Source organism: Streptomyces sp. SID12501 (assembly GCF_010550245.1).
In the GTDB taxonomy this organism is placed as follows: domain Bacteria; phylum Actinomycetota; class Actinomycetes; order Streptomycetales; family Streptomycetaceae; genus Streptomyces.
Genome location: NZ_JAAGLU010000013.1, coordinates 101676 through 125024, shown reverse-complemented (window position 1 = coordinate 125024; position 23349 = coordinate 101676). Strand labels below are relative to the sequence as shown.

Annotated in this window: 21 protein-coding genes; 10 read left to right on the top strand and 11 right to left on the bottom strand. The window is 69.4% G+C overall.

What is annotated here, in order from left to right; translation table 11 throughout:
- Positions 1-191: 191 nt before the first annotated feature.
- Positions 192-2660 carry a transglycosylase domain-containing protein gene (locus tag G3I71_RS17520; RefSeq protein WP_164315713.1) on the top strand — a complete coding sequence of 823 codons (2469 nt, stop codon included), beginning with the start codon at positions 192-194 and terminating at the stop codon, positions 2658-2660.
- A gap of 94 nt (positions 2661-2754) precedes the next feature.
- Here the strand turns inward: G3I71_RS17520 and G3I71_RS17515 are convergent, their stop codons facing one another.
- The 3 genes from G3I71_RS17515 to G3I71_RS17505 all read right to left on the bottom strand — a co-directional run bounded on the left by G3I71_RS17515 (position 2755) and on the right by G3I71_RS17505 (position 7520).
- The gene (locus G3I71_RS17515; protein ID WP_164315712.1) at positions 2755-5088 is read right to left on the bottom strand and encodes an ATP-binding SpoIIE family protein phosphatase; all 2334 of its coding nucleotides are present in this window, start codon (positions 5086-5088) and stop codon (positions 2755-2757) included.
- 280 nt (positions 5089-5368) lie between these two features.
- Positions 5369-6061 carry a DUF402 domain-containing protein gene (locus G3I71_RS17510; protein ID WP_203730601.1) on the bottom strand — a complete coding sequence of 231 codons (693 nt, stop codon included), beginning with the start codon at positions 6059-6061 and terminating at the stop codon, positions 5369-5371.
- Between the two features lie 73 nt (positions 6062-6134).
- Positions 6135-7520: an aspartate ammonia-lyase gene (locus tag G3I71_RS17505; RefSeq protein ID WP_164315711.1), complete on the bottom strand. Its 1386-nt coding sequence runs from the start codon at positions 7518-7520 to the stop codon at positions 6135-6137.
- A 157-nt stretch (positions 7521-7677) separates the two neighbouring features.
- On the opposite strand from G3I71_RS17505, the gene G3I71_RS17500 reads away from it, so the two are divergent.
- Positions 7678-8199, top strand: coding sequence for a SigE family RNA polymerase sigma factor (locus tag G3I71_RS17500; protein WP_343242988.1), 522 nt, complete (start codon positions 7678-7680; stop codon positions 8197-8199).
- A complete protein-coding gene (locus G3I71_RS17495) occupies positions 8196-8690 on the top strand; it encodes a hypothetical protein (RefSeq protein WP_203730599.1) in 495 nt (164 codons plus the stop codon). Before G3I71_RS17500 ends, G3I71_RS17495 begins: the two co-directional genes overlap by 4 nt.
- A 64-nt stretch (positions 8691-8754) precedes the next feature.
- Here the strand turns inward: G3I71_RS17495 and G3I71_RS17490 are convergent, their stop codons facing one another.
- Positions 8755-10422 (bottom strand): fumarate hydratase, encoded by a 1668-nt coding sequence (locus G3I71_RS17490; RefSeq protein WP_164315710.1) that lies wholly within the window; start codon positions 10420-10422, stop codon positions 8755-8757.
- A 193-nt stretch (positions 10423-10615) separates the two neighbouring features.
- Between G3I71_RS17490 and G3I71_RS17485 the strand changes: the two genes are divergently transcribed.
- Positions 10616-11314: a DUF1707 and DUF2154 domain-containing protein gene (locus G3I71_RS17485; protein WP_164315709.1), complete on the top strand. Its 699-nt coding sequence runs from the start codon at positions 10616-10618 to the stop codon at positions 11312-11314.
- 288 nt (positions 11315-11602) lie between these two features.
- On the top strand, positions 11603-11974 hold the full coding sequence (locus G3I71_RS17480) for a WhiB family transcriptional regulator (protein ID WP_164315708.1): 372 nt from the start codon (positions 11603-11605) through the stop codon (positions 11972-11974).
- Between the two features lie 106 nt (positions 11975-12080).
- Here the strand turns inward: G3I71_RS17480 and glpX are convergent, their stop codons facing one another.
- A complete protein-coding gene (gene glpX, locus G3I71_RS17475; RefSeq protein WP_164315707.1) occupies positions 12081-13115 on the bottom strand; it encodes a class II fructose-bisphosphatase in 1035 nt (344 codons plus the stop codon).
- Between the two features lie 119 nt (positions 13116-13234).
- On the opposite strand from glpX, the gene G3I71_RS17470 reads away from it, so the two are divergent.
- On the top strand, positions 13235-13774 hold the full coding sequence (locus tag G3I71_RS17470) for a DUF4245 domain-containing protein (RefSeq protein ID WP_164315706.1): 540 nt from the start codon (positions 13235-13237) through the stop codon (positions 13772-13774).
- Between the two features lie 80 nt (positions 13775-13854).
- On the opposite strand, the gene G3I71_RS17465 is transcribed toward G3I71_RS17470, so the two are convergent.
- The 3 genes from G3I71_RS17465 to xseA all read right to left on the bottom strand — a co-directional run bounded on the left by G3I71_RS17465 (position 13855) and on the right by xseA (position 16047).
- On the bottom strand, positions 13855-14445 hold the full coding sequence (locus tag G3I71_RS17465; protein ID WP_164315705.1) for a malonic semialdehyde reductase: 591 nt from the start codon (positions 14443-14445) through the stop codon (positions 13855-13857).
- Positions 14446-14589: 144 nt separating this feature from the next.
- Positions 14590-14829: an exodeoxyribonuclease VII small subunit gene (locus G3I71_RS17460; protein ID WP_164315704.1), complete on the bottom strand. Its 240-nt coding sequence runs from the start codon at positions 14827-14829 to the stop codon at positions 14590-14592.
- 9 nt (positions 14830-14838) lie between these two features.
- Positions 14839-16047, bottom strand: coding sequence for an exodeoxyribonuclease VII large subunit (xseA, locus tag G3I71_RS17455; RefSeq protein WP_164315703.1), 1209 nt, complete (start codon positions 16045-16047; stop codon positions 14839-14841).
- 115 nt (positions 16048-16162) lie between these two features.
- Here xseA and G3I71_RS17450 point away from each other — a divergent pair, with 115 nt between their 5' ends.
- Positions 16163-17200, top strand: coding sequence for a 4-hydroxy-3-methylbut-2-enyl diphosphate reductase (locus G3I71_RS17450; RefSeq protein ID WP_164315702.1), 1038 nt, complete (start codon positions 16163-16165; stop codon positions 17198-17200).
- A gap of 29 nt (positions 17201-17229) precedes the next feature.
- Positions 17230-17976, top strand: a complete 747-nt coding sequence (gene ppgK / locus G3I71_RS17445; protein ID WP_164315701.1) for a polyphosphate--glucose phosphotransferase — start codon at positions 17230-17232, stop codon at positions 17974-17976.
- A gap of 67 nt (positions 17977-18043) precedes the next feature.
- Here the strand turns inward: ppgK and G3I71_RS17440 are convergent, their stop codons facing one another.
- Positions 18044-18613, bottom strand: coding sequence for a DUF6542 domain-containing protein (locus G3I71_RS17440; RefSeq protein WP_343242987.1), 570 nt, complete (start codon positions 18611-18613; stop codon positions 18044-18046).
- 217 nt (positions 18614-18830) lie between these two features.
- Here G3I71_RS17440 and ychF point away from each other — a divergent pair, with 217 nt between their 5' ends.
- Positions 18831-19919 (top strand): redox-regulated ATPase YchF, encoded by a 1089-nt coding sequence (gene ychF / locus G3I71_RS17435; protein ID WP_164315700.1) that lies wholly within the window; start codon positions 18831-18833, stop codon positions 19917-19919.
- 95 nt (positions 19920-20014) lie between these two features.
- Positions 20015-20212 carry a hypothetical protein gene (locus G3I71_RS17430; protein ID WP_164315699.1) on the top strand — a complete coding sequence of 66 codons (198 nt, stop codon included), beginning with the start codon at positions 20015-20017 and terminating at the stop codon, positions 20210-20212.
- A 47-nt stretch (positions 20213-20259) separates the two neighbouring features.
- Here G3I71_RS17430 and G3I71_RS52710 read toward each other — a convergent pair whose 3' ends face one another.
- Both G3I71_RS52710 and G3I71_RS17420 read right to left on the bottom strand, forming a co-directional pair.
- Positions 20260-22020 (bottom strand): AAC(3) family N-acetyltransferase, encoded by a 1761-nt coding sequence (locus G3I71_RS52710; RefSeq protein ID WP_164315698.1) that lies wholly within the window; start codon positions 22018-22020, stop codon positions 20260-20262.
- Entirely contained in the window at positions 22017-23222 is a 1206-nt protein-coding gene (locus tag G3I71_RS17420) for an FxsB family cyclophane-forming radical SAM/SPASM peptide maturase (protein ID WP_343242986.1), read from the bottom strand. The genes G3I71_RS52710 and G3I71_RS17420 overlap by 4 nt, the downstream gene beginning before the upstream one ends.
- Positions 23223-23349 lie beyond the last annotated feature (127 nt).

Below are 23349 nucleotides of genomic sequence, written 5' to 3'. Positions count from 1 at the left end.
AAGTGATATCACTTTAGCGTGCACGGCAACCTTCCGCAGCCCCCAGTAGTCGGTTCCAGTGGGGCAGGTGCTGATTGTCACGTCCGGAAAAAGGGGGATCGAAAGCTCGTCGTCTTATGCGCCGGTGTTAGTTTTCTGAGCTGACCTGTGCCATGAACCTGTGCGAAGTAGGAAGCGGAGCGAAGTAACCCATGGGACGAGCGGACGAGAGACGAGCGCGGCAGCATCGCGGTGGCCGCCGCGCGGCGCCGAAGCGCTCCTCCGGGGATGCGTCGACCGAGACCGGGACCGGAGCGGAGACCGGTACCGAGGGCGGGCTCGCGACCGCGACCGAGCCGGTGACCGAGCCGGTGACCGGGGGCAGGGCGGCGAGCAGGGCGGCTGCGCGCGGCAAGAGCGCCAAGAACAGCAAGGGCGGCAAGGATGGTAAGGACGGTAAGAGTTTTCTCCGCCGGCTCTTCACCTGGAAGAAGGTCCTCGGCGCGTTCTTCGGCTTCCTGCTGCTCGGCATGGGCGCCTTCATGGTGCTGTACCTGACGATCGACGTGCCCGCCGCGGGCAACGACGCCGCGAAGCTGCAGAGCAACGTCTTCAAGTACAGCGACGGCACCGCCCTCGCTCGCACCGGCACGGTCAACCGCGAGATCGTGGACCTGTCCGAGGTACCCAAGAAGGTCCAGCTGACCTTCGTCGCCGCCGAGAACAAGTCCTTCTACAAGGACTCCGGCGTCGACCTCAAGGGCACCACCCGCGGTCTGATCAACACGCTGTCCGGCAAAGGCAAGCAGGGTGGTTCGACGATCACCCAGCAGTACGTCAAGAACTACTACCTGGAGCAGGACCAGACCATCACACGCAAGCTGAAGGAACTGGTCATCTCGCTGAAGGTGGACCAACAGAGGTCCAAGGACTACATCCTTGCCGGCTACATCAACACCAACTACTACGGCCGCGACTCCTACGGCATCCAGGCCGCCGCCCAGGCCTACTACCGCGTCGACGCCAAGAAGCTCACCGTCGAGCAGGGCGCGTACCTCGCCGCACTGCTCCAGGCGCCGAGCCAGTACGACTGGGCCGTCGCCTCCGCCACCGGCAAGAAGCTGGTCACCGCCCGCTGGAACTACGTACTCGACAACATGGTCGGGGAGGGCTGGCTCGACAAGACCGAGCGCGACGCCATGAAGTTCCCGGTGCCGAAGGACCCGAAGGGCGCCCCGGGTCTGGAGGGCCAGACGGGCTACCTCGTCGAGGCCGCCAAGGACGAACTGGCCAGGCAACTTGTCGCGCAGGGAACGGCCAACGACACCGACGACGCCAGGGCGCTGGTCAACGCGGGCGGTTGGACGATCACGCTCAACATCGACCGGAAGAAGCAGACCGCGCTGGAGGCGGCCGTCAAGGGCCAGCTCACCAGCAAGCTCGACGCGAAGAAGCGCAAGGTCGACGGCAACGTCCAGGCCGGGGCCGCGTCCGTCGACCCGAAGACCGGGCGGGTGCTCGCGCTGTACGGCGGCATCGACTACTTCAAGCACTTCATCAGCAACGCGACCCGGCGCGACTACCAGCCCGCGTCCACCTTCAAGCCGATCATCCTCGCGGCGGCCATGGAGGAGAAGGCGCGTACGCAGGACGGCGACCTGATCACCCCGGACACGATCTACGACGGCACGAGCGGCCGGCAGGTCGTGGACGGCGACAGGAAGGTCGGCTTCGGCCCGCCGAACGAGGACGACTCGGACTACGGTGACGTCACCGTCCAGACCGCGATGAACAAGTCGATCAACTCGGTGTTCGCGCAGATGGGCGTCGACGTCGGGATGTCCGAGGTCATGAAGGTCGCGGACGAACTCGGCCTGGACACCGAGGGGTTGCAGGCGGTGCCCGCGCAGACCCTCGGCACGATGGGCGCGAGCCCGCTGGAGATGGCCGCCGTCTACGCCACCCTCGACAACCACGGCCGCAAGGTCACCCCGGCCGTCATCAAGTCGGCCGAACACAAGGACCGTACGGTCAAGTTCGACTCCCCGATCGGCGAGCAGATCATCACCCCCGAGGCCGCCGACGCTGTCACCTCGGTGCTGACGGGCGTGGTCGACGACGGTACGGCCAAGGTCTCGGTGGCCCAGGCGAAGAACCGCAAGGGCCAGCAGGTGGCCGGCAAGACGGGTACGTCCGACGAGAACAAGTCGGCCTGGTTCACGGGCTACACGCCCGGTCTGGTCACCTCGGTCGGCTTGTTCGGCGAGGACACGAAGGCCAACAAGCAGGTCTCGTTGACGGGCGCCACGGGGCTCATCCAGGCGGGCGGCGGCCGGATCAACGGCGGTGGCTACCCGGCGAAGATCTGGGCGACGTACACCTTCGGCACGATGGGCAAGGTGACCAAGTTCGACCTGGACACCACACTGGGCGCGGGCGTGAAGCCGTCCGTGACCCCGTCCGTGACGCCCTCGGTGACGCCCTCTGTGAAGCCGTCCGCGACCCCGTCCGTGACCCCGTCGGTGACGCCCTCTGTGACGCCGTCCGTGACGCCGTCCGTGACCCCGTCGGTGACGCCCTCTGTGACGCCGTCTGCGACCCCGTCGAGCCCGGCGGTGACCCCCACGGGCGGAGCGGGGGGCATCACCCTGGAGCCGACGGACCCGGACGACGAGCAGTAGCGGACGGGCGGGCAGACAGTACGCACGAGAGAGGGCTCCCGGTGATCACCGGGAGCCCTCTCTCGTACAGGTCGTACGTACGCGCGACCGATCCTCACGTCCGGTTCAGCTCGAACCAGACCACCTTCCCCGTGCTCAGCCGGGTCGCACCCCAGCGCCGGGCCAGCCGGTTGACGAGATACAGTCCCCGGCCGCCCTCGTCCGTGGCCCGCGCCTGCCGCAGCCGCGGCAGCTGCGGCACGTCGTCGCCGACCTCGCAGCGCAGTACGTCGGTCCGCAGCAGCCGGAGGGTGATCGGCTTGGTCGCGTAGCGCACCGCGTTCGTCACGACCTCGCTGACCAGCAGCTCCACCGAGTCCGTCAGGTCCTCCAGACCCCACCGGGACAGCGCGCGCCGGGCGAGCCGACGGGCCCGGCCGGGCGCCGCGTCCTCCGGGTCCAGGTACCAGTACGCGACGTCGCTCGGCGCGATGCCGTCGAAGCGGGCGGCGAGGAGTGCGATGTCGTCGTCCCGGTCGCCCGGGCCGAGCATGTCGAGGACCTCGTCGCACAGGGCTTCGAGGGGCGGCGGATGGTCGGGTCCGGTCAGCTGGGCGGTCGCGGCGAGCTTCTCGCGCAACTGCTCTATGCCGGTCCAGACGTCCCGCAGCCGGGACTCGACGAGCCCGTCCGTGTAGAGGAAGAGGGTGGCGCCGGCGGGCGCGTCCAGCTCCACGGCCTCGAAGTCGACACCGCCGACGCCGATGGGCGCGCCGGACGGCACCTTCAGCACCTCGGCCCGGCCGCCCAGGTGCAGCAGGACGGGCGGCGGGTGGCCGGCGTTGGCGATGGTGATCCGGTGCGATACCGGGTCGTACACCGCGTAGAGGCAGGTCGCCATGCGGTCCGTGCCGAGCCGCTGGGCCTGTTCGTCGAGGTGGTGCAGGACCTCCTGCGGGGGCAGGTCGAGCCCGGCGAGGGTCTGCGCGGTCGTCCGGAGCTGGCCCATGATGGCCGCGCTGGTCATGGAGTGCCCCATGACGTCGCCGACGACGAGCGCGACCCGGCTGCCGGGCAGCGGGATGGCGTCGTACCAGTCACCGCCGACGCGGGCGGTCTCGGCGGCGGGCAGGTACCGGGACGCCAGCCGCACACCCGTAGGCCGCGGCAGGGTCTCCGGCAGCATCGTGCGCTGCAGCTCGTCGGCGATGTAGGCCTCGCGGCCGTACAGCACCGCCTTGTCGATGCCGAGGGCGCTGTGGGTGGCGAGCTGGGCGGCGACCAGCAGATCGTCCGTCTCGAACGGGATCCGCTCCGGGCGGCGCAGGAACAGCGCGGCCCCGATGACCCGCCGTCGGCCGCGCAGCGGGGCGAGGATCGCGCGCTGTCCGTCCGGTACGTCCAGTTCGCAGCCCTCACCGAGCAGCTCGGGCAGGGCCGCGCGGGCGGCGGGCGCGTCCGCGAAGACGGGCCGGACGCCGCGCAGCACCTCGGCGAGCGCGCCGCCGGGACGCACCTCGCACAGTTCGGCGCTGACCGGGGACAGCTCGGACGGCGGCGGCTGGGGGACGGCGGAGGTGGCCAGGAAGCTGTTCTCGGTGTCCCGGTCCTGCGGCAGCCGGTCGCTGCGGCGCAACCGCAGCACCAGCGGGCCGGTGGGCCGCTCGTCGCCGACCGGCAGCGGGTCGCGCAGATAGACGAGGATCGTGTCGGAGAACGTCGGCACGGTGGCCCGGCACAGCCCCATCACGATCTCGTCGAGGTCGATGCCCCGCGCGATACGCCGGGTGGCGGCGCCGACGAACCGCAGCCGGTCGCCGTCGCGCCGCATCGGCAGCGGAGTGCCGGCGGGGTTGCCCTGGCCGGAACGCCGCTCCTTGCCCGCGAGGACGCTCGTGGCCGGGTCGGCGCTGTCGCCGTCCGCGGGACCGTTCCCGCTCGCGTGGTGCTCCGTCGTGTGGTTCTCCGTGCCCGGGCGGGCCGTCTCGGCGCCCGGCTGGACCGGGATGCTGTCCGGCGCCGGACGCGGGCGGTGTGCGTCGGGCTCGGTCGATGACGGATGGTCGGGCTGCGAGTGCTCGGCCCCGGGGGTGGCGGGGGGACCGGCGGAGTTGGGGCCGGTGGAGCCGGACGTACCGGTACCAGTACCCGAGCTGGATGCCATCGCGCCTGTTCCCGCCTCTGTTCCCGCTGTTCCCGCGTCGTGCGCGGCTCTACCGGCGCCACCGACGGTCTCGGGGCTCTCGGAGCCTGTCACGGAGCCGGGGGCGGCCTCCAGTCCACCGGCGGCCCCTGCCGTCCCTGTCGTCTGCTTCGGCAGAGGCTGAGCCGCCGCCTCCGGGGAACGCAGAAGCGCCCCGCGGGTGTCCGCGGGGATGTCCGGCCGGCCGGTGCCCGGCCGACTGCGCTCGTGCGAGGTGGGTTGCTCCGTCACGCGTGTCGAATCCATCCGTCCGGGGCTGCGCGCTGTTCACGCAGTTGGTCCCGCCGACTTCCCGATACCCGGAATACATGCCCCAGGAACGGAAAACCGGCGTGGTCAGAGGTTGTTCCTGGTGCACCGGCGTGCCCTGGTCGGCCTGGACCGGTGCTGCCCTCGTACCCCTCGCTCACGTCCTGCCGCCCCTCGGTGACGTATGGTCAGGCCCGGCGCACTTTCCGGCAGTTACGGTTGTGCGCCCTTGCGGAGGACGATCCTACGGTTGTGTACCGGGGGCGCATCAAGGGTCTCATGACGACATGTGCGCGGGCGTACGGTCCCAGTCCTCCGGCAGTGACGGTACAGCCCATGACGGATCCGGGCGCCAGTGCTGCCAGCCATCCGCGAACGGCGCCCCCCAGTCATGGATGACGTCCACCGCCGAACGCCCCGCTTCCCTTACCCGCGCGGCCAGTTGGGCGTCCATCAGCCCGGCCTGCTGGGCCTGCGCGAACTCGTCCTCGTCGCGCCATTCCCAAGTCCGGTCGGGATTCACGGTGATGTCGAGAAAATGGTCCTCGGAGTCGACCCCGCCGGCCCAACGGGCAAGCGGTTCCTCCAGGTTCACGTACCAGTTCTTGAACTGCCAGCCCGGTTCCCAGAAAAGCCACACCGACCAGGGCTCGGCGGGCCGCGCCAGCTTCAGCACCCCGGTGCCGAACCAGCGGTCGCGCTGCACGGTCCGCGGCTTGGTGTACCGCGACTCCAGCGGCTCCACATGCACGGGCGTACCGTCGGCGAGCACGGGCTTGACACACTCGGTACCCGGGGCCATCCATACGGCGAGCACCTCGGGATCGTCCCGTACGACGGTGACGGGACGCACGATGTGGAAGCGCTCGCCGGAGTTCTCGCGGTACCGCCAAAGGATCTGACTCCCGGCGGACCAGTACGCCGCCGATCCGCCCGTTTCCACTCGTCTCACCGCTCCGTCGTCTGTCATGGAGAGATATTAGGTGCCCCGGGCATACGACGCTGCGGTGCGCGTCACGGTTCTCGCCAGTGGCCGGATGACGTTACGGGCGCGTCATCCGCAGGACATCAAGCGCCGTGTCCAGCTGCTCGACGGTGAGATCACCGCGCTCCACATACCCCGATTCCAGGACTACTTGGCGAATCGTCTTCTGCTCTGCGAGTGCCTTCTTGGCCACCTTGGCCGCTTCCTCGTACCCGATGTACTTGTTGAGCGGCGTGACCACGGAGGGTGAGGACTCGGCGTACTCACGGGCCCGCTCCCGATGGGCGACGATCCCGTCGACGGTCCGATCGGCAAGCAGCCGCGAGACGTTGGCGAGCAGCCGCACGGACTCGAGAACATTCTTGGCAATGACAGGGAGCATGACATTGAGCTCGAAGTTCCCGGCGGCACCGGCGGTGGTGACGGTGACGTCATTGCCGATGACCTGCGCGGCGACCATCAGTACGGCCTCGGGAATCACGGGATTGACCTTGCCGGGCATGATGGACGACCCCGGCTGAAGATCGGGCAGGCTGATCTCGGCGAGCCCGGTCCGTGGCCCGGAGGCCATCCACCGCAGATCGTTGGAGATCTTCGTCAGCCCCACGGCAATGGTGCGCAGCTGCCCACTGGTCTCGACGATCCCGTCCCGCGCGCCCTGCGCCTCGAAATGATCGCGGGCCTCGGTGAGGGGTAGCCCGGTGGTCCGGGCGACCTCCTCGATCACTGCGGCGGAGAACCCGGGAGGCGTGTTGATCCCGGTCCCGACGGCGGTACCACCGAGGGGCAGCTCGGCGAGCCGGGGCAGCGAGGCCCGCAGCCGCTCCACGCCGTACCGCACCTGGGCGGCGTACCCACCGAACTCCTGCCCGAGCGTCACGGGCGTGGCGTCCATGAGATGCGTACGCCCCGACTTCACGACGTCGGCGAACTCCTCGGACTTGCGGGTGAGCGCGTCGGCGAGGTGATCGAGGGCGGGGATCAGATCGCGGGTGACGGCTGCGGTGGCGGCGATGTGGATGGAGGAGGGGAACACGTCGTTGGACGACTGCGAGGCGTTGACGTGGTCGTTGGGATGCACATCCCGGCCGAGCCGCTCGGTGGCGAGGGTGGCGAGCACCTCGTTGGTGTTCATGTTGGACGAGGTGCCTGAGCCGGTCTGGAACACGTCGACCGGGAACTGTTCGTCCCACCGCCCCTCGGCGACCTCGGCGGCCGCCTCCTGGATGGCCTCGGCGATCTCCTTGTCGAGGACCCCCAACTCGGCGTTCACCCTGGCGGCGGCGCCCTTGATCCGGGCGAGGGCCTCGATGTGCGCGCGTTCAAGGTGTTGTCCGGAGATGGGGAAGTTCTCCACCGCGCGCTGGGTCTGGGCCCGCCACTTCGCTTCGGCGGGGACGCGTACTTCGCCCATGGAGTCGTGCTCGATGCGGTAGTCACTCATGCCCTGTACAGCGAACGGGACGGCCGGGATGTTCCGCGACGCGGCCGTTCGGCGGCCACCGTACGGCCCCGACGTCTGTGACCCAGGTCACGGAACGGCGGTGCAGCAGACGAGGCGGTATCCACGTCGAGGACGGGTGACAGGAAGGGAGGAGCGTGTGGAGACGGACTTTCAGGCTTTCGTGGCCGCGAGATCGACGGCGCTGTTCCGCGGCGCCCTCGTCCTCACGGGCAACCGTGAGGCGGCGGAGGACCTGGTCCAGGAGACCCTGGAGCGGGCCTGCCGCAAGTGGCGCGTCATCGCCGCGAAGGACGCTCCGGACGCCTACGTACGGCGGATCATGGTGAACCTGGCCAATGACCGCTGGCGGAGGTTCCGCCGCCTGGTCACGACCTCCGACCCGGAAAGCGGCGACCGCGCCGCCCCGGGGGACGAGTTCGGACAGGTGGACAGCCGGGACCAGTTGGTGCGTGCTCTGCAGCAACTGCCCATGCGGATGCGCACGGTCGTGGTGCTGCGGTACTTCCATGACCTCTCCGACACCGAGATCGCGGCCGACCTGGAGATATCGCCCAGTACGGTGCGCTCCCAGCTCGCCCGAGGGATCGAGAAGCTCAGAGGCCAGATCCCCACCCCCTCCGCCCTTTCGCCACAAAGGCACACGGAAGGAATCCGATGACCTCGTACGGCGACGCACGGCCTTCCGGCCGCACACTCTTCGAAGAGGAACTGATGAACGCCATGAACCAGTACGCGAACTCCGCCGAGGCGCCCGACTTCGACGCGCCCCGGATCGAGCGCCGCACCCGTCGCCGCCGGACCGCCGGCATCGCCGCCGTCGCCGCCGCCCTCATCGCGGTCGGCGGGGGGACGGCCCTGGCCACCTCGGTCGCCGGCAGCAGCAGCTCGACCCCGGCGACGAGCACGGCCGACAAGAGCGACGCCACCACCATGCTGTACGGCGAGAACCCGACCATCCCGATCGACTTCGCCGGCTGGAGCCTGGACGGGGCCAAGAACTACGTCGAGAAGACGCAGACGAAGCTCGGCACCGTCACGAAGAAGGCAGTGAAGGGCTGCAAGCCGAACTCGGTGCTCGGCGTCTCCCCGCACGCCCCGGCGATCGTCCACAACGGCGACACGGTCAGTTTCACCGTCTGCGCCGGCTGACCAGGTCCTGAGCTGATACGACGCCCGCCCCTGCGTCAATCAGGGGCGGGCGCCCGTCACAGGATCACACCAGACCCGGCCCCCGCACCGGAATCGACGTGAACGTCGGCTGCGGGGCGGGGACCTGGAAGAAGTCATTGCCCTTGTCGTCGACGACGACGAACGCCGGGAAGTCCTCGACCTCGATCTTCCAGACAGCCTCCATGCCGAGCTCCTCGTACTCGACGACCTCGACCTTCTTGATGCAGTCCTGGGCGAGCCGGGCCGCCGGGCCGCCGATCGAGCCCAGGTAGAAGCCGCCGTGGGCGTCGCACGCGTCGGTGACCTGCTTGCTGCGGTTGCCCTTGGCGAGCATCACCTTGGACCCACCCGCCGCCTGGAACTGCTCGACGTAGGAGTCCATGCGCCCTGCGGTGGTCGGCCCGAACGACCCCGACGCGTACCCCGCTGGCGTCTTCGCCGGCCCGGCGTAGTACACCGGGTGGTCCTTCAGGTACTGCGGCATCTCCTCACCCGCGTCCAGCCGCTCCTTGATCTTGGCGTGCGCGATGTCACGCGCCACGACCAGCGGCCCGGACAGCGACAGCCGCGTCTTCACCGGGTACTTGGTCAGCTCGGTGAGAATGTCGTCCATCGGCTGGTTGAGATCGATCCGGACCACGTCCGACGCCTCATCCAGATGCTCATCCGTCGTCTCCGGCAGGAACCGCGCCGGGTCGGTCTCCAGCTGCTCCAGGAAGACACCCTCGGCCGTGATCTTCGCGACGGCCTGCCGGTCGGCGGAGCAGGACACAGCGATGGCGACGGGGAGGGAGGCGCCATGCCTCGGCAGCCGCACCACGCGCACGTCGTGGCAGAAGTACTTGCCGCCGAACTGCGCCCCGATCCCGATCCTCTGCGTCAGCTCGAAGACCTTCTCCTCGAGCTCCTTGTCCCGGAAGCCGTGCCCGAGCGGCGACCCCTCGGCCGGGATCTCGTCGAGGTAGTGCGCGGAGGCGTACTTGGCGGTCTTGAGCGCGTACTCGGCGCTCGTGCCGCCGACCACGATCGCCAGGTGGTACGGCGGGCAGGCGGCCGTACCCAGCGAACGGATCTTCTCCTCCAGGAACTTCATCATGGAGGCCTCGTTCAGGACGGCCTTCGTCTCCTGGTAGAGGAACGACTTGTTGGCCGAGCCGCCGCCCTTGGCCATGAACAGGAACTTGTAGGCGCCGCCGTCGGTGGCGTACAGCTCGATCTGGGCCGGCAGGTTGGAGCCGGTGTTCTTCTCCTCCCACATGGTGAGGGGAGCCATCTGCGAGTAGCGCAGGTTCAGGTTCAGATAGGCGTCGTAGATGCCCTGGGACAGGGCCGCCTCGTCGCCGCCCGTCGTGAGGACGTTCTGCCCGCGCTTGCCCATGACGATCGCCGTACCGGTGTCCTGGCACATGGGAAGCACGCCCGCCGCCGCGATGTTGGCGTTCTTCAGCAGGTCCAGTGCCACGAACTTGTCGTTGCCCGACGCCTCGGGATCGTCGATGATCCGCCGCAGCTGCGCCAGGTGGGCCGGCCGCAGATAGTGCTGGATGTCGTGGATGGCCTCGGCGGCGAGCTTGCGCAGCGCCTCCGGGTCGACCTTGAGGAACGTCCGCCCGTCGGCCTCGAAGGTGGAGACACCCTCGGAGGTCACCAGCCGGTACGGGGTGGTGTCCTCTCCCATGGGGAGCAGATCCGTGTACGCGAACTCAGGCATCTCGCCCATTCCTCACTCGACGAAGACAGCGGCCCGGCCTTCATCGGCGGGCGCCCACCAGCGTATGACCTGCCGCCGAGGAGAAGCTTGTTAGGTAAGACTCAGTTGAGAAGGGGGCGGCTCGAACGAGACTGTCCGTTCCGTCCGTCCACACCCCTAGTCGCGATCTATCGCGTTTGGGTACGCTGCTTCCGTGGACCTTCAGAAGCAGACCGAACCGCGTGCCTCCGACCTCCGCGCCTCGGACGCCGACCGCGACCGCGTCGCGGACCTCCTGCGCGAGGCGCTGGCCGAGGGCCGCCTCACGCCCGACGAGCACTCCGAGCGCGTCGAGGGGGTGCTGAGCGCCAAGACGGTCGGCGAACTGGAGGTCTTCGTACGGGACCTGCCCGCCGGCCACCAGTCCCACGCGCCCCGGGCCACGGCGTGGGGATACGCGCCCGCGCCCAACCGCCCCACCCCGGGCGCGATCCCGCTCGACCCCGACGACAACGTGGTGGCGGTCTTCAGCGCCGCCGTCCGCAAGGGCCGCTGGCGCGCGGGACGCCGTATGCACGCGTACGCGATCTTCGGCAGCGTCGAGATCGACCTCAGCGAGGCGATATTCGAGTACCAGCAGGTCGTGATCAAGGCGATCTCGGTCTTCGGCAACGTCGAGATCCGCGTCCCGGAGAACGTCTCGTTGCGCGGCACCGGCGGCGGTGTGCTCGGCAACTTCGAGGTGAGCACACTGGATTCGGGCGATCCCGACGCACCCGTGGTCTATGTGGACGGGCTGGCCATACTCGGCAATGTCGAGGCGAAACCCAAGCGGGGCAAGGTGATCGGGGACATTCTCGACCGCGTCTCCCGCAAGGTCGACCGGAGTTTGCGCAAACACCTGGACCGTTGACGGTTGTGAATTCGGTCGCACCCGAGGCGATTCGGTCAGGTCAAGACGCCTCGACAATGCCCTGGAACCTCAGCGGTCGGGAACTCAGTGCATAGGCGCGCGCACAGCGGGTAGGGCTTGCTGCATCGTCTCTTGGAGGGTGCCGTGGGCTTCACGCGGAACCCGGTACGCCCGGCAAGCGCGCGCCTTGCGATCGCATGCCCCGGACGTTCCGGATCCGTCGCCCCGGTCCACGTGGGCCCCACGGCTACCTCCAGCTCGCGAAGAAGCCGTCGTCAGGAGTAGACCGTGCTGCAACCGCCGCATTCGTCCCTGCAGGTCGCTGCCGTTCCGCCCCAGCGGGTGCCAGTGCGAGAGAGGGACCAGGACGCCCCGTGGCACACCGAGGCGGTGTGCCGACGCGACGAGGCGGGTCTCTTCTTCGCCCCTTCGAAGGAACCGACCGCGGCCCGGCTCTCCCGGGAGCAGGCGGCCAAGCGGGTGTGCGGTGGCTGTCCGGTCATGGTCGAGTGCCGTGAACACGCGCTGCTGCAACCCGAGCCGTACGGCGTCTGGGGCGGCCTCACAGCCGCCGAACGCCGCGTGGTCCTGGCCAGGCGCCGCCGCCGCGAAGTGGAACTCACGAAGGCCGCCCACGGCACGATAGCGGCGGCGGGCTGACCCGTCCGGTCATGAAAAAAGAGGCGCCCCTCCGCACAAGGGGCGCCTCCTGCAGTGGCGCGGGGCTATGACATCGTGCGGCTTTGCCGCGTGGGCGCGAGGAGCACTACTTGGCGCGACTGAAGTCGATCGCGCTGTAGGCCGCCAGCTTGCTCAGCCGGTGCTCGGACGAGATCTGCCGGACGGTCCCCGACTTCGACCGCATCACGATCGACTCCGTCGTCGCCGTCTCCGACCGATAACGAACCCCGCGCAGCAGCTCGCCGTCGGTGATCCCGGTCGCGACGAAGAACACGTTCTCACCGGAGACCAGGTCGTCGGTCATGAGCACGCGGTCGAGATCGTGGCCCGCGTCCACCGCCCGCTGCCGCTCCTCGTCGTCCTTCGGCCACAGCTTGCCCTGGATGGTGCCGCCGAGGCACTTCACGGCACAGGCCGAGATGATGCCCTCGGGAGTACCGCCGATGCCCAACAGCAGATCGACGCCGGTGCCCTCACGCAGGGCGAGGATCGAACCGGCGACATCGCCGTCGGAGATCAGCTTCATCCGGGCGCCGGTCTCCCGGATCTCCTTGATGATGCCGACGTGGCGAGGCCGGTCGAGGATGACGACGGTGACGTCCTCGGGCGTGACCCGCTTCGCCTTGGCGACCCGGCGGATGTTCACGGAGACGGGCGCGTTGATGTCGACGAAGTCGGCCGCGTCCGGCCCGGTGACCAGCTTGTCCATGTAGAAGACGGCGGACGGGTCGAACATCGACCCGCGGTCGGCCGCCGCCAGGACGGCGATGGCGTTCGTCATGCCGTTGGCGGTGAGGGTCGTACCGTCGATCGGGTCGACGGCGATGTCGCACTCGGGCCCGGTCCCGTCGCCGACGCGCTCCCCGTTGAAGAGCATGGGCGCCTCGTCCTTCTCACCCTCACCGATGACGACGACGCCGTTCATCGAGACGGTCGAGACGAGGGTCCGCATGGCGCGTACCGCGGCACCGTCGGCGCCGTTCTTGTCACCGCGGCCGACCCAGCGGCCCGCGGCCATCGCGGCGGCCTCGGTCACCCGGACGAGTTCGAGGGCGAGGTTGCGGTCGGGAGCTTCGGAGGGGACTTCGAGTTCGGACGGCAGATGATGATGCTCGGTCATCGAGACGCACCTTTCTGATACGGCGACGGCCGGATGAGGGTATTGGCCCCGACTCTATCGCCAGGCAGACAAAATGAGCAGGGGGCCCCACGGATGAGCGGGCCGGTGCACCTGCGACGATGGGGAGCGTGGCAGGTTCGAACGGCAAGAACGGCAAGCAGAAGTCGGCCCGGGACATGATCCTTTCCCTGGGCCTCATCAGTCTCGCGGCGGGAGTGATCTATCTCTTCATCCCGCACGACGACTCCGCTCCCGACCTCAAACGGGTCGACTACCGCGTCGAGCTGCTGACGGCTCGCCGCGCCGCGAGCTACCCGGTGGCCGCGCCCCAGGGCCTGTCGGCCGACTGGAAGGCCACCTCGGTGCGTTTCTCCGGTGAGGACTTCGACACGTGGCATCTCGGCTTCCATGACTCCGAGGGTGAATACGTGGCGGTGGAGCAGTCCGCTCAGAAGCCGTCCGTCTTCATCGACGACGCCACCCAGAGCGCCCGGGAGACGAAGGTCACCCAGCGCATAGGGGACGCGACGTGGACGCGGTACGAGGGCGAGAAGTACGACGCGCTGGTGCTGCGCGAGAAGGGTTCCACGACGGTGGTGGCGGGCACGGCGTCGTTCGACCGCCTGACGAAGATGGCCCAGGCCCTGAGGACGACGTAGGAAACCAGCCGGGTGACGCGGTCATGACGGAGGCCCCCAGCGCAAGCTGGGGGCCTCCGTCATGACCGCGTCGGTGTGCCTCAGACGGTGGTGACGACGTCGTCGTACGCCAGACGCGGGGAGCGCGGGTACCAGGCGTCGGCGCCCGGGTTGCCGATGTTGACGACGGCCAGCGGGGTGTGGTCGTCGTCCAGGAACTCCTTCTGGATGCCCGCGAAGTCGGCACCGGTCATCGGGCCGGCGGCGAGGCCGGCGGCACGCACGCCGATGATGAAGTACGCGGCCTGCAGAGCGGCGTTCAGCCCGGCGGCACCCTCACGGGCGGAACGCTCGCTGAAGAAGAGGTCCTTGGCCTGGGGGAAGGCCGGGAAAAGGGCCGGCAGCTCCTCGTGGAACTCGTTGTCCGCGGAGAGGATCGCGACCAGCGGCGCCGCGGCGGTCTTCGCCTGGTTGCCCTCGGCCAGGTGCTTCACGAGGCGCTCGCGGGCCTCGGCGGAGCGGACCAGGGTGATGCGCAGCGGGCTCTGGTTGAAGGCCGTGGGGCCGAACTTGACCAGGTCGTAGATCGCCTGGACCTGCTCGTCCGACACCGGCTCGTCGGTGAAGGTGTTCGCGGTACGGGCCTCGCGGAACAGCAGGTCCTGGGCGGCGGGGTCAAGAACGAGGGACATGGAAGACCTTCTGTAGACGTGCGTCGGATCCGGCGGGATCGGCTGACGGCATCGACACTACAAATTGAAAGTTCAAAGTTCAACAAAATGCGGTGGATGGTGATCCGCTTCACAGGAAGCGACATGTGGCGAACCCCGGTCAGGTCACTCGGCGCCGTCCTCGTCGCTCCCCGCCTCGGACGGTTCCTCGGCCAGGGCCGCGTCGAGCCGCTTGCGCGCGCCCTCCAGCCACTGCCGGCACACCTTGGCCAGCTCCTCGCCGCGCTCCCAGAGGGCGAGGGACTCCTCCAGCGTCGTCCCGCCCACCTCCAGTCGCCGTACGACGTCGATCAGCTCGTCCCGCGCCTGCTCATAGCCGAGCGACTCACTCACTTTGCTGGTCATGCGCCCACCCTAGACATCGACTCTGACAGTGAACTCACCCTCGGCGACCCGCGCCCGCAACGTCTCGTCGGCCGCCACCTCGGCCGGATCCCGGACCACGTGCCCGTCGGCCCGCTGCAGCACCGCGTACCCGCGCCGCAGGGTCGCGGCGGGGGAGAGGCCCACCACGCGCGCGTGGGTGTGGGACAGCTCCGAGTCGGCGCGGTCGAGGAGATGGCCGAGGGTGCGCCGCGCCCGGTCGACGAGGGAGACGACATGGTCGGCCCGTTCGTCGATCATCCGGTGCGGATCCTCCATGGCGGGCCGGGCGAGGGCGTGCGCGAGCCCGCGCTCCTCCCGCTCGACGAAGGCGTGGACGGACCGCCGGGCCCGGTCGAGCAGCAACCGCACCCGCTCGTACTCCTCGCCCACATCCGGTACGACCTTCTTGGCGGCGTCGGTGGGGGTGGAGGCCCGCAGATCCGCCACGTAGTCGAGCAGCGGGTGGTCGGGCTCGTGCCCGATGGCGGAGACGACCGGCGTACGGCAGGCGGCGACCGCGCGGACGAGCTGCTCGTCGGAGAAGGGCAGCAGATCCTCCACGCTCCCGCCGCCCCGGGCCACGACGATCACATCCACCTCGTCCAGGTCGTCCAGCTCCTTCACCGCCTGGACGACCTGGGGTACGGCGTGCACGCCCTGCACGGCGACGTTGCGCACCTCGAAGCGGACGGCGGGCCAGCGGCGGCGGGCGTTCTCCAGGACGTCCCGCTCGGCGGCGGAGGCCCGCCCGCACACGAGCCCGACGAGGTGCGGCAGAAAGGGCAGCGCCTTCTTCCGCTCGGCGGCGAACAGCCCCTCGTTGCCCAGGGCCTTCTTCAACTGCTCCAGCCGGGCGAGCAGTTCCCCGACCCCCACGGGCCGTATCTCGGTGGCCCGCAGCGACAACTGTCCCCGGGGCGCGTACCACTCGGGCTTGGCGAGTACGACGACCCGGGCGCCCTCGCTCACCACATCGGCGACGGTGTCGAACACCTGCCGATAGCAGGTGACGGCGACCGAGATGTCGTGCGAGGGGTCACGCAACGTCAGAAACACCACGCCGGCGCCGGGCCGCCGCGACAACTGGGTGATCTGCCCCTCGACCCAGATGGCACCGAGCCGGTCGATCCACCCCCCGATGAGGCGCGACACCTCACCGACAGGCAGCGGAGCGTCAGCGGACGTGTTGAGACCCATACCGCGAGACTAACGGCCGGGACTGACAACACGGGGCAGGTCCCCGTCCCGCCCGCGTCTCGGCCCGCGGGGGCGAAACCCGCGCAATCGTTGCCGCACCGAGCGCGGCCTTACGATGGTTCCCATGACCGCTTCGCCTGGCCGCCGTGTCCTGCTCGCCGCCCCCCGGGGCTACTGCGCGGGAGTGGACCGCGCCGTGATCGCCGTCGAGAAGGCCCTCGAACAGTACGGGGCCCCCATCTACGTCCGGCACGAGATCGTGCACAACAAATACGTCGTACAGACCCTCGAGAGGAAGGGCGCGATCTTCGTCGAGCGCACCGCGGAGGTCCCCGAGGGGTCCATCGTCATGTTCTCCGCGCACGGCGTCGCCCCGGTCGTGCACGACGAGGCCGCCGCGGGCAAACTCGCGACCATCGACGCCACCTGCCCCCTCGTCACCAAGGTCCACAAGGAGGCCGTCCGCTTCGCCGGCGAGGACTACGACATCCTCCTGATCGGTCACGAGGGCCACGAGGAGGTCATCGGCACCTCCGGCGAGGCCCCGGACCACATCACGCTGGTCGACGGCCCCAAGGATGTCGCCAAGGTCGAGGTCCGCGACCCGTCGAGGGTCGTGTGGCTGTCCCAGACCACCCTCTCCGTGGACGAGACGATGGAGACCGTCGACGCCCTCAAGGAGAAGTTCCCGCAGCTGATCTCCCCGCCCAGCGACGACATCTGCTACGCCACCCAGAACCGCCAGCTCGCGGTGAAGCAGATGGGCGAGGAGGCGGAACTGGTGATCGTCGTCGGCTCCAAGAACTCCTCGAACTCGGTCCGGCTGGTCGAGGTCGCGAAGCTCGCCGGCTCCCGCGAGGCGTACCTCGTGGACTTCGCCGACGAGATCGACGAGGCATGGCTGGACGGCGTGTCGACGGTCGGCGTCACCTCGGGCGCGTCGGTCCCCGAGATCCTGGTCGAGCAGGTCCTGGAGTGGCTTTCGCAGCGCGGTTTCGAGGACGTGGAGCTCGTCAAGGCGGCCGAGGAGTCCATCACGTTCTCCCTGCCGAAGGAGCTGCGCCGCGACCTGCGCGCGGAGGCGGCGGAGCTGATGGCCCAGCGCACGGGCACCACCGCACCCAAGGCCGTTACGACCCCCTCGGGCGAGTGACTGTCAGTCCTACGCCGTAACGTAGAGCCATGCACATCTTCGGCGTGGACATCGGCGGGTCAGGGATCAAGGGCGCCCCTGTGGACCTGGACAGGGGCGACCTCGCGGAGGAGCGCTTCAAGGTGCTGACCCCGCAACCGGCCACACCCGACGCGGTGGCGGACGGCGTGAAGGAAGTCGTCGACCACTTCGGCTGGACGGGCCCGGTCGGGATCACCTTCCCGGGCGTGGTCACGGGCGGCTCGACGATCCGTACGGCGGCGAACGTCGACAAGAACTGGATCGACAAGGACGCGCGCGCGTTGCTGAGCGACCGGCTGGGCGGCCTCCCGGTGACGGTGCTGAACGACGCGGACGCGGCGGGCGTCGCCGAGATGCAGTTCGGCGCCGGCCGCGACCGCAGAGGCACGGTCGTTCTCCTCACCTTCGGTACGGGCATCGGCAGCGCGCTCTTCGTCGAGGGCGTCCTGGTCCCGAACACGGAACTGGGCCACCTGGAACTCCACGGCCACGACGCGGAGACCCGGGCGTCCACCAAGGCCAAGGACGACAACGAGCTGACGTGGGAGCACTGGGCCCAGCGCGTCCAGAAGTACCTGGCCCATGTGGAGATGCTGTTCTCCCCGGAGCTGTTCATCATCGGCGGCGGTGTCAGCCGCAAGTCACAGAAGTTCCTGCCGCTGATCGAGGGCATCAAGGCGGAGATCGTCCCGGCGGAGTTGCAGAACAACGCGGGGATCGTGGGCGCGGCGATGCGGGCGTCCAAGGAGGCGTGACCGGGCGGGGAGACGCGGGACGGGCGGCCCCACGGGAGCCGGACGGGGGGCCGGCGACCCCGGTGCCTCACACGGGCATACGGGCCCGTCCCGGCCGCCGGTTCATCAGGCGGACCTTCCGCACGGTCGCGATGACACCCGCGACGAGCGTCCCCCCGTACAGCCAACCGGCCTCGGTGGCGAGAGCGGTGACGATGCCCATCAGGTGGGAGAAGATCCCGCCGTCACCGTCGGCCACGGGCAGCAGGCCCACGGTGAAGGCGATGGGTACGACGACGGGCGCGATCACCAGGTCCGCGCTCCGCACCCAGGCGGCTGTCAGTACGCACACCGGCAGGAACAGCACCCCGTACGCCGTCAGGGACGCCCCGAACAGCAACTGGTCGAGACAGCCGAGCGCGAACATCACCGCGGAGCAGAACAGCCCGCCGCCGAGACCGGTGAGCCGGGGGTTGGGCATCCGCCGCAGAGCCTGCACGAACGGCGGGGCGGACCGCCGGGCGGTGGCCGGGGGACGCCGGGATCCGGCCGCCGCCTGCCCTGTGACACGGTCGCCGAGCGGTTCCGGCGAGGCGCCGCGGCCGGGCCGGGCGGGGCCGGAGTGCGGGGGACGGTGTCGGATCCTGTGTTGCTCCACTGGACCAACCTAGGTGGGCCTGTACACGGAACAGCACCTCAGACACGCCGAACAGATACCGAACCCACGCCCGGCGAACGACCATGACTCGTCGACGGTCCGCCCTTGGCCAAGCGTTCGATACGCCGCCGGTCGGGGGCTACGACAGCCCTTAGACTGAGGGATCGTCTCCACCCCCTCACCGTCCTCACCCTCCTCTCGTACGGGAAGTCGCAACGTGTCGCTCACGATCGGAATCGTCGGTCTGCCGAATGTCGGCAAGTCGACCATGTTCAACGCCCTGACCAAGAACGACGTGCTGGCGGCCAACTACCCGTTCGCCACGATCGAGCCGAACGTCGGCGTGGTCGGCGTCCCGGACGCGCGCCTGGCGAAACTGGCCGAGATCTTCTCCTCCCAGAAGATCCTTCCGGCGACCGTCGACTTCGTCGACATCGCGGGCATCGTGAAGGGTGCCTCGGAGGGCGAGGGCCTGGGCAACAAGTTCCTCGCGAACATCCGTGAGTCCGACGCGATCTGCCAGGTCATCCGTGCCTTCCAGGACGAGAACGTCGTGCACGTCGACGGCAAGGTCTCGCCGAAGGACGACATCGAGACGATCAACACCGAGCTGATCCTCGCGGACCTCCAGACGATCGAGAAGGTCCTGCCGCGCCTCCAGCGGGAGTCGCGCATCAAGAAGGACGTCGGGCCGAAGGTCGCCGCGATCGAGGCGGCGAAGGAGATCCTGGACAAGGGCGACACCCTGTTCTCCGCGGGCATCGTCCAGGGCTCCGGTAACGAGGAACTCCTGCACGACCTGCACCTCCTCACCACCAAGCCGTTCATCTACGTCTTCAACGTCGACGAGGACGAACTGGTCGACGAGGACTTCAAGACCGAGCAGCGCGCCCTGGTCGCCCCCGCCGAGGCGATCTTCCTCAACGCCAAGCTGGAGGCGGACCTCGCCGAGCTCGACGACGAGGAAGCGATGGAGCTCCTGGAGTCGGTCGGCGTCGAGGAGCCCGGCATGGCGACCCTGGCCCGCGTCGGCTTCGACACCCTGGGCCTGCAGACCTACCTGACGGCCGGCCCCAAGGAATCCCGCGCCTGGACCATCAAGAAGGGCGCCACCGCCCCCGAGGCCGCCGGAGTCATCCACACCGACTTCCAGAAGGGCTTCATCAAGGCGGAGGTCATCTCCTTCGAGGACCTGGTGGAAATGGGCTCGGTGGCCGAGGCCCGCGCCAAGGGCAAGGCCCGTATGGAGGGCAAGGAGTACGTGATGCAGGACGGGGACGTGGTGGAGTTCAGGTTCAACGTGTAGCGGGCGATGTAGCGCCACGTCACTGATCCAGCAGATTCCTGGTTCAGAAGGGGTTCGACTCTTCGGGGTCGGGCCCCTGGTTTTTTTCCCGTTCTGTGGAGCTGGAGCTGGAGCTGGTTGAGCCGGACCTGTACCTGTACCTGTACCTGTACCTGTACCTGTACCTGTACCTGTACCTGTACCTGTACCTGTACCTGTACCTGTACCTGTACCTGTACCTGTACCTGTACCTGCATTCGGGGTGGGTGGCGGGGGTGCGGGACGGGATTGTGGCGGCGGCACGCCGCTCGTGAGGGGGCGGGCGAGGGCACGGTGAACGCTGGTGCCCCTGCCCGCACGGTCACTCCCCGGCGGCCCTGTCCGCCAGCCGGCCGACGGCGAACGCGACGGCGTCAGCGAGGTCGAACAGCCGGCAGTGGGCATGACCGACCCGGCCGGAGCGCACCGCCCCGGTCGCTTCGTAGGCGGCCCCCACTGCCGCGAACGGGGAGGAGTCCAGGAGTGTTTCGGCACCTTCGTGCGAGCCCGTAAGACGGCTCGGGATGCGGTACTCCGCCAGGTGGAACGCGGTGCACGCCTCGAAACCGACGCCCATCAACAGTACCCGGGCGTCGAGCTTCTCCAGTCTGCCCAGCGGTGACTCCTCGCCCAGGGAGCAGTCGGGGGAGTGGTCGGAGGTGATGTGGTCCGCCTGGGCGCCCAGCGCCGTGAAGGCACTCCGCGGATGAGCGCTGTGCAGGGCGGCGGACCGGGCCCGTACCGTCTCGGCCAGGACACCGACGCCGAAGCCCGGTGCGGTGTACGGGGCGGACGAGGGCGTCCGGGCGCGGGTGTCGTCAGGTGCCGGGGTGCGCATCACGAGCGTCCCGCTGGGTCCGAGGACTTCCGACAGCGCGCTCACCATGGTCTCCGCGCCGTTGGAGACGGGCCCGACGGTACTCAGGGCTGAGTGCACGAGGACGGTGTCCCCGTCCCGGAGCCCCAGTGCGCGAAGGTCATGGACGAGGTCCGCCCTGCCGCGCAGCGCCCCTGCCGGCACGAGCCGACGACGCACGGCCTCGCGCAGCTCCGTCACGAACCGCCTGCCCGCGGACAGAAGTTCGCCGCTTTCGAGCAGCGTGTGGGCAGCGGTGTCGGTGTGCTCGCGCCAGGTGTCGTACTCGCGTCGGGCACGCTCGCCTCCCGTCCCGGAGGCGAGTTCGGTGCGCCAGAAGTCCGTCACGCCCAGATGCGCGTACGTCCCCTGGAGCAGCGCTCCGACGGGCCGCTGATCGAGCCGCCACGGGGCGTGGTAGCGGGCGTCCGTCGGAGGGCCGTGCAGCGGCAACAGGTCGAGCAGCGCGCCGAGTTGGACGTGCAGAAACTCGTGCACGAGGGTCAGCGCGAGAAGTTCCGGGTCGTCGGGTAGGGAGGTGGCGACAGCCCCGAAGGCGCGACGGGCCGCCGAACTCACCTCGGTGCCGCCGGGGTCGGGAAGCAGCGGGACCACTGTGGTCAGGCCGGCGGCGATGGTCTGCGCGTGCCAGGGGTGCCGCCGCACGAGCACGGTCCAGGCGGCATGCAACGCCTGTGTCCACTCCTGCATCTGTCCGGCGGTGAGCGGTCCGGCGAGTTGGTGACCGTGCGCCTCGCGGAAGGGGCCGTGGTCGGCGAGCCGCAGTTCGAGTGCCATGCCGTCACAGACGGCGTCGACGCGGTGCCATGCCCGCCGACCCGGGTCCGCCGTCAGTTGTTCCAGCCACCGCAGATCAGCGGGCAGTCCGTGCTCCAGCGCGGTGAGAGCGCGGGTCAGTCCCTCGTCCAGGTAGGGGTGCAGCATGACCTCGCGCCAAGCCGCGCGGTCCCGCCGGTTCAGTTCGACCAGGCCGCGGTACGCCGCTTCTGCCGTGTCCTTCTCCGGATGCCCGTCTGCCGCCTGGCGCAGGGCCCGCGCCATCAGCATGCGCTTGCTCAGTTGCCCGCTCCGAAGCAGGTCCACGGCGGGCGCACCGCCACGGGCGCGGGCCAGGGCTCTGAAGACGAGGGCGGGGACGGTGTGCGGGACGAGATCCTGGCCGGGTCGTGCTGCGACACCAGCCTCCTGCCCCGTCGCTGCCCTCATCGGGACGCCTTCCCTCGGGGCACGGTCAGTGCGGCGACGTCCCGGCGCAGCCGGGCGCCGATGTGGTCGACCAGTACCGCCAGGTCGTCGCAGTAGACGGAGGGAGCCGAGAAGACCGGGGTGGCTCCGGGAGAGTATCTGTGGGCGTACAGGCCGCCGCCGCACACGCGGGAGCGGGCGCAGGAGCGGCAGACGGGGCCGAGCCCGTTCAAGCCGCGCTGCCGGGCGCGGAAGGCGGGATGCGCGGCGGCGTCGGCGAAGGTGTCGCGGAACACGTGCAACCCGGTCTCGGGTGCCCCGGGGTAGCTCACCTTGAGCGAGTCGGCCTGCTCGATCGCCCCGTCGGTCTCCACGACGACTAGGTCGACGGGTGTAAGACCGACCACCTCGCTACGGGCGGTACCGCCGAGCAGCAGCACCATGATCTCCTCGAACAGCCGGATGCCGGTCTCCCGGCTCGGGGCGCCGTACCAGCGGTCGAAGACCACGCGCAGCCAGTCGGCATACGGGGCGGGACGCGTGGTCGCGCCCGGTGCGGGCGGAGCCGTGGGCGGAGAGATCCGAGCGGCGAGCCCGGGCGGCGGAGCCTGCCAGGTCCCATGGGGGAGTAACAGGTCCAGCCGGGGCGGAGCGAACCGCAGCAGAGCGTCGTACGTCTCCAGCGGATCGGTGGTGGCGTCGATCACGCACAACAGTCCGGCGAACAGGTGTCGGTGGGCCGGTTCCATCAGCAGTTCGAGCGCGCGGACGGTGGCGGCGTGACTGCCTCCCCCGTCGGCCCGTCGGCGATGCCGGTCGTGTCCGGCGGGGGTGCCGTCCAGGCTCACCCCGATCCGGACCCCGTGACGGTCGAGAACGGGGAGCAGCCGCGGGTCCTCGGCGAGCCGGATGCCGTTGGTCTGCAGGGTGAAGCGCGGCGCGGCGATTCCGGCCAGCGCGTCCGTGACGGTCCCGAGGAGTGCTTCCAGGCGCTCCGCCCCGACCAGGAGGGGCTCGCCGCCGTGCAGCACCACGTGCACCTCGGACAGCCCGTGCTCCGCGGCGTGTTCGGCCATCAGCCGCGACGCCCGCTGCACCGTCGCCGGAGTCATGCTCCTGGGCTGTTGCCGCCAACTCTGGTCGGCAGCCTCGTACATGTAGCAGTACGTGCAGGCCAGGTTGCACCGGCTGTGGATCTTCAGCAGGAACTGTCGGAAGGGCACGGACTCCGTCCCGCTGTCCGGCGCGGCTGGCGCGGCAGGCGGGGCGTTGGTGGCGGACATCGGCATCGATCGCTCTGGTACGGCGGCGGAGGAAGGGGCCCATCATAGGTACCACGTGAGGACCGTG

What these genes read in the sequence shown, in the direction of transcription:
- G3I71_RS52710 (WP_164315698.1), bottom strand. Translation starts at nt 22,020, where the DNA reads ATGAGGGCAGCGACGGGGCAGGAGGCTGGTGTCGCAGCACGACCCGGC.
- G3I71_RS17510 (WP_203730601.1), bottom strand. Translation starts at nt 6,061, where the DNA reads ATGACAGACGACGGAGCGGTGAGACGAGTGGAAACGGGCGGATCGGCG.
- G3I71_RS17515 (WP_164315712.1), bottom strand. Translation starts at nt 5,088, where the DNA reads ATGGATTCGACACGCGTGACGGAGCAACCCACCTCGCACGAGCGCAGT.
- G3I71_RS17450 (WP_164315702.1), top strand. Translation starts at nt 16,163, where the DNA reads ATGGTTCCCATGACCGCTTCGCCTGGCCGCCGTGTCCTGCTCGCCGCC.
- ppgK (WP_164315701.1), top strand. Translation starts at nt 17,230, where the DNA reads ATGCACATCTTCGGCGTGGACATCGGCGGGTCAGGGATCAAGGGCGCC.
- glpX (WP_164315707.1), bottom strand. Translation starts at nt 13,115, where the DNA reads ATGACCGAGCATCATCATCTGCCGTCCGAACTCGAAGTCCCCTCCGAA.
- G3I71_RS17460 (WP_164315704.1), bottom strand. Translation starts at nt 14,829, where the DNA reads ATGACCAGCAAAGTGAGTGAGTCGCTCGGCTATGAGCAGGCGCGGGAC.
- xseA (WP_164315703.1), bottom strand. Translation starts at nt 16,047, where the DNA reads ATGGGTCTCAACACGTCCGCTGACGCTCCGCTGCCTGTCGGTGAGGTG.
- G3I71_RS17470 (WP_164315706.1), top strand. Translation starts at nt 13,235, where the DNA reads ATGGGGAGCGTGGCAGGTTCGAACGGCAAGAACGGCAAGCAGAAGTCG.
- G3I71_RS17490 (WP_164315710.1), bottom strand. Translation starts at nt 10,422, where the DNA reads ATGCCTGAGTTCGCGTACACGGATCTGCTCCCCATGGGAGAGGACACC.
- G3I71_RS17495 (WP_203730599.1), top strand. Translation starts at nt 8,196, where the DNA reads ATGACCTCGTACGGCGACGCACGGCCTTCCGGCCGCACACTCTTCGAA.
- G3I71_RS17520 (WP_164315713.1), top strand. Translation starts at nt 192, where the DNA reads ATGGGACGAGCGGACGAGAGACGAGCGCGGCAGCATCGCGGTGGCCGC.
- G3I71_RS17505 (WP_164315711.1), bottom strand. Translation starts at nt 7,520, where the DNA reads ATGAGTGACTACCGCATCGAGCACGACTCCATGGGCGAAGTACGCGTC.
- G3I71_RS17465 (WP_164315705.1), bottom strand. Translation starts at nt 14,445, where the DNA reads ATGTCCCTCGTTCTTGACCCCGCCGCCCAGGACCTGCTGTTCCGCGAG.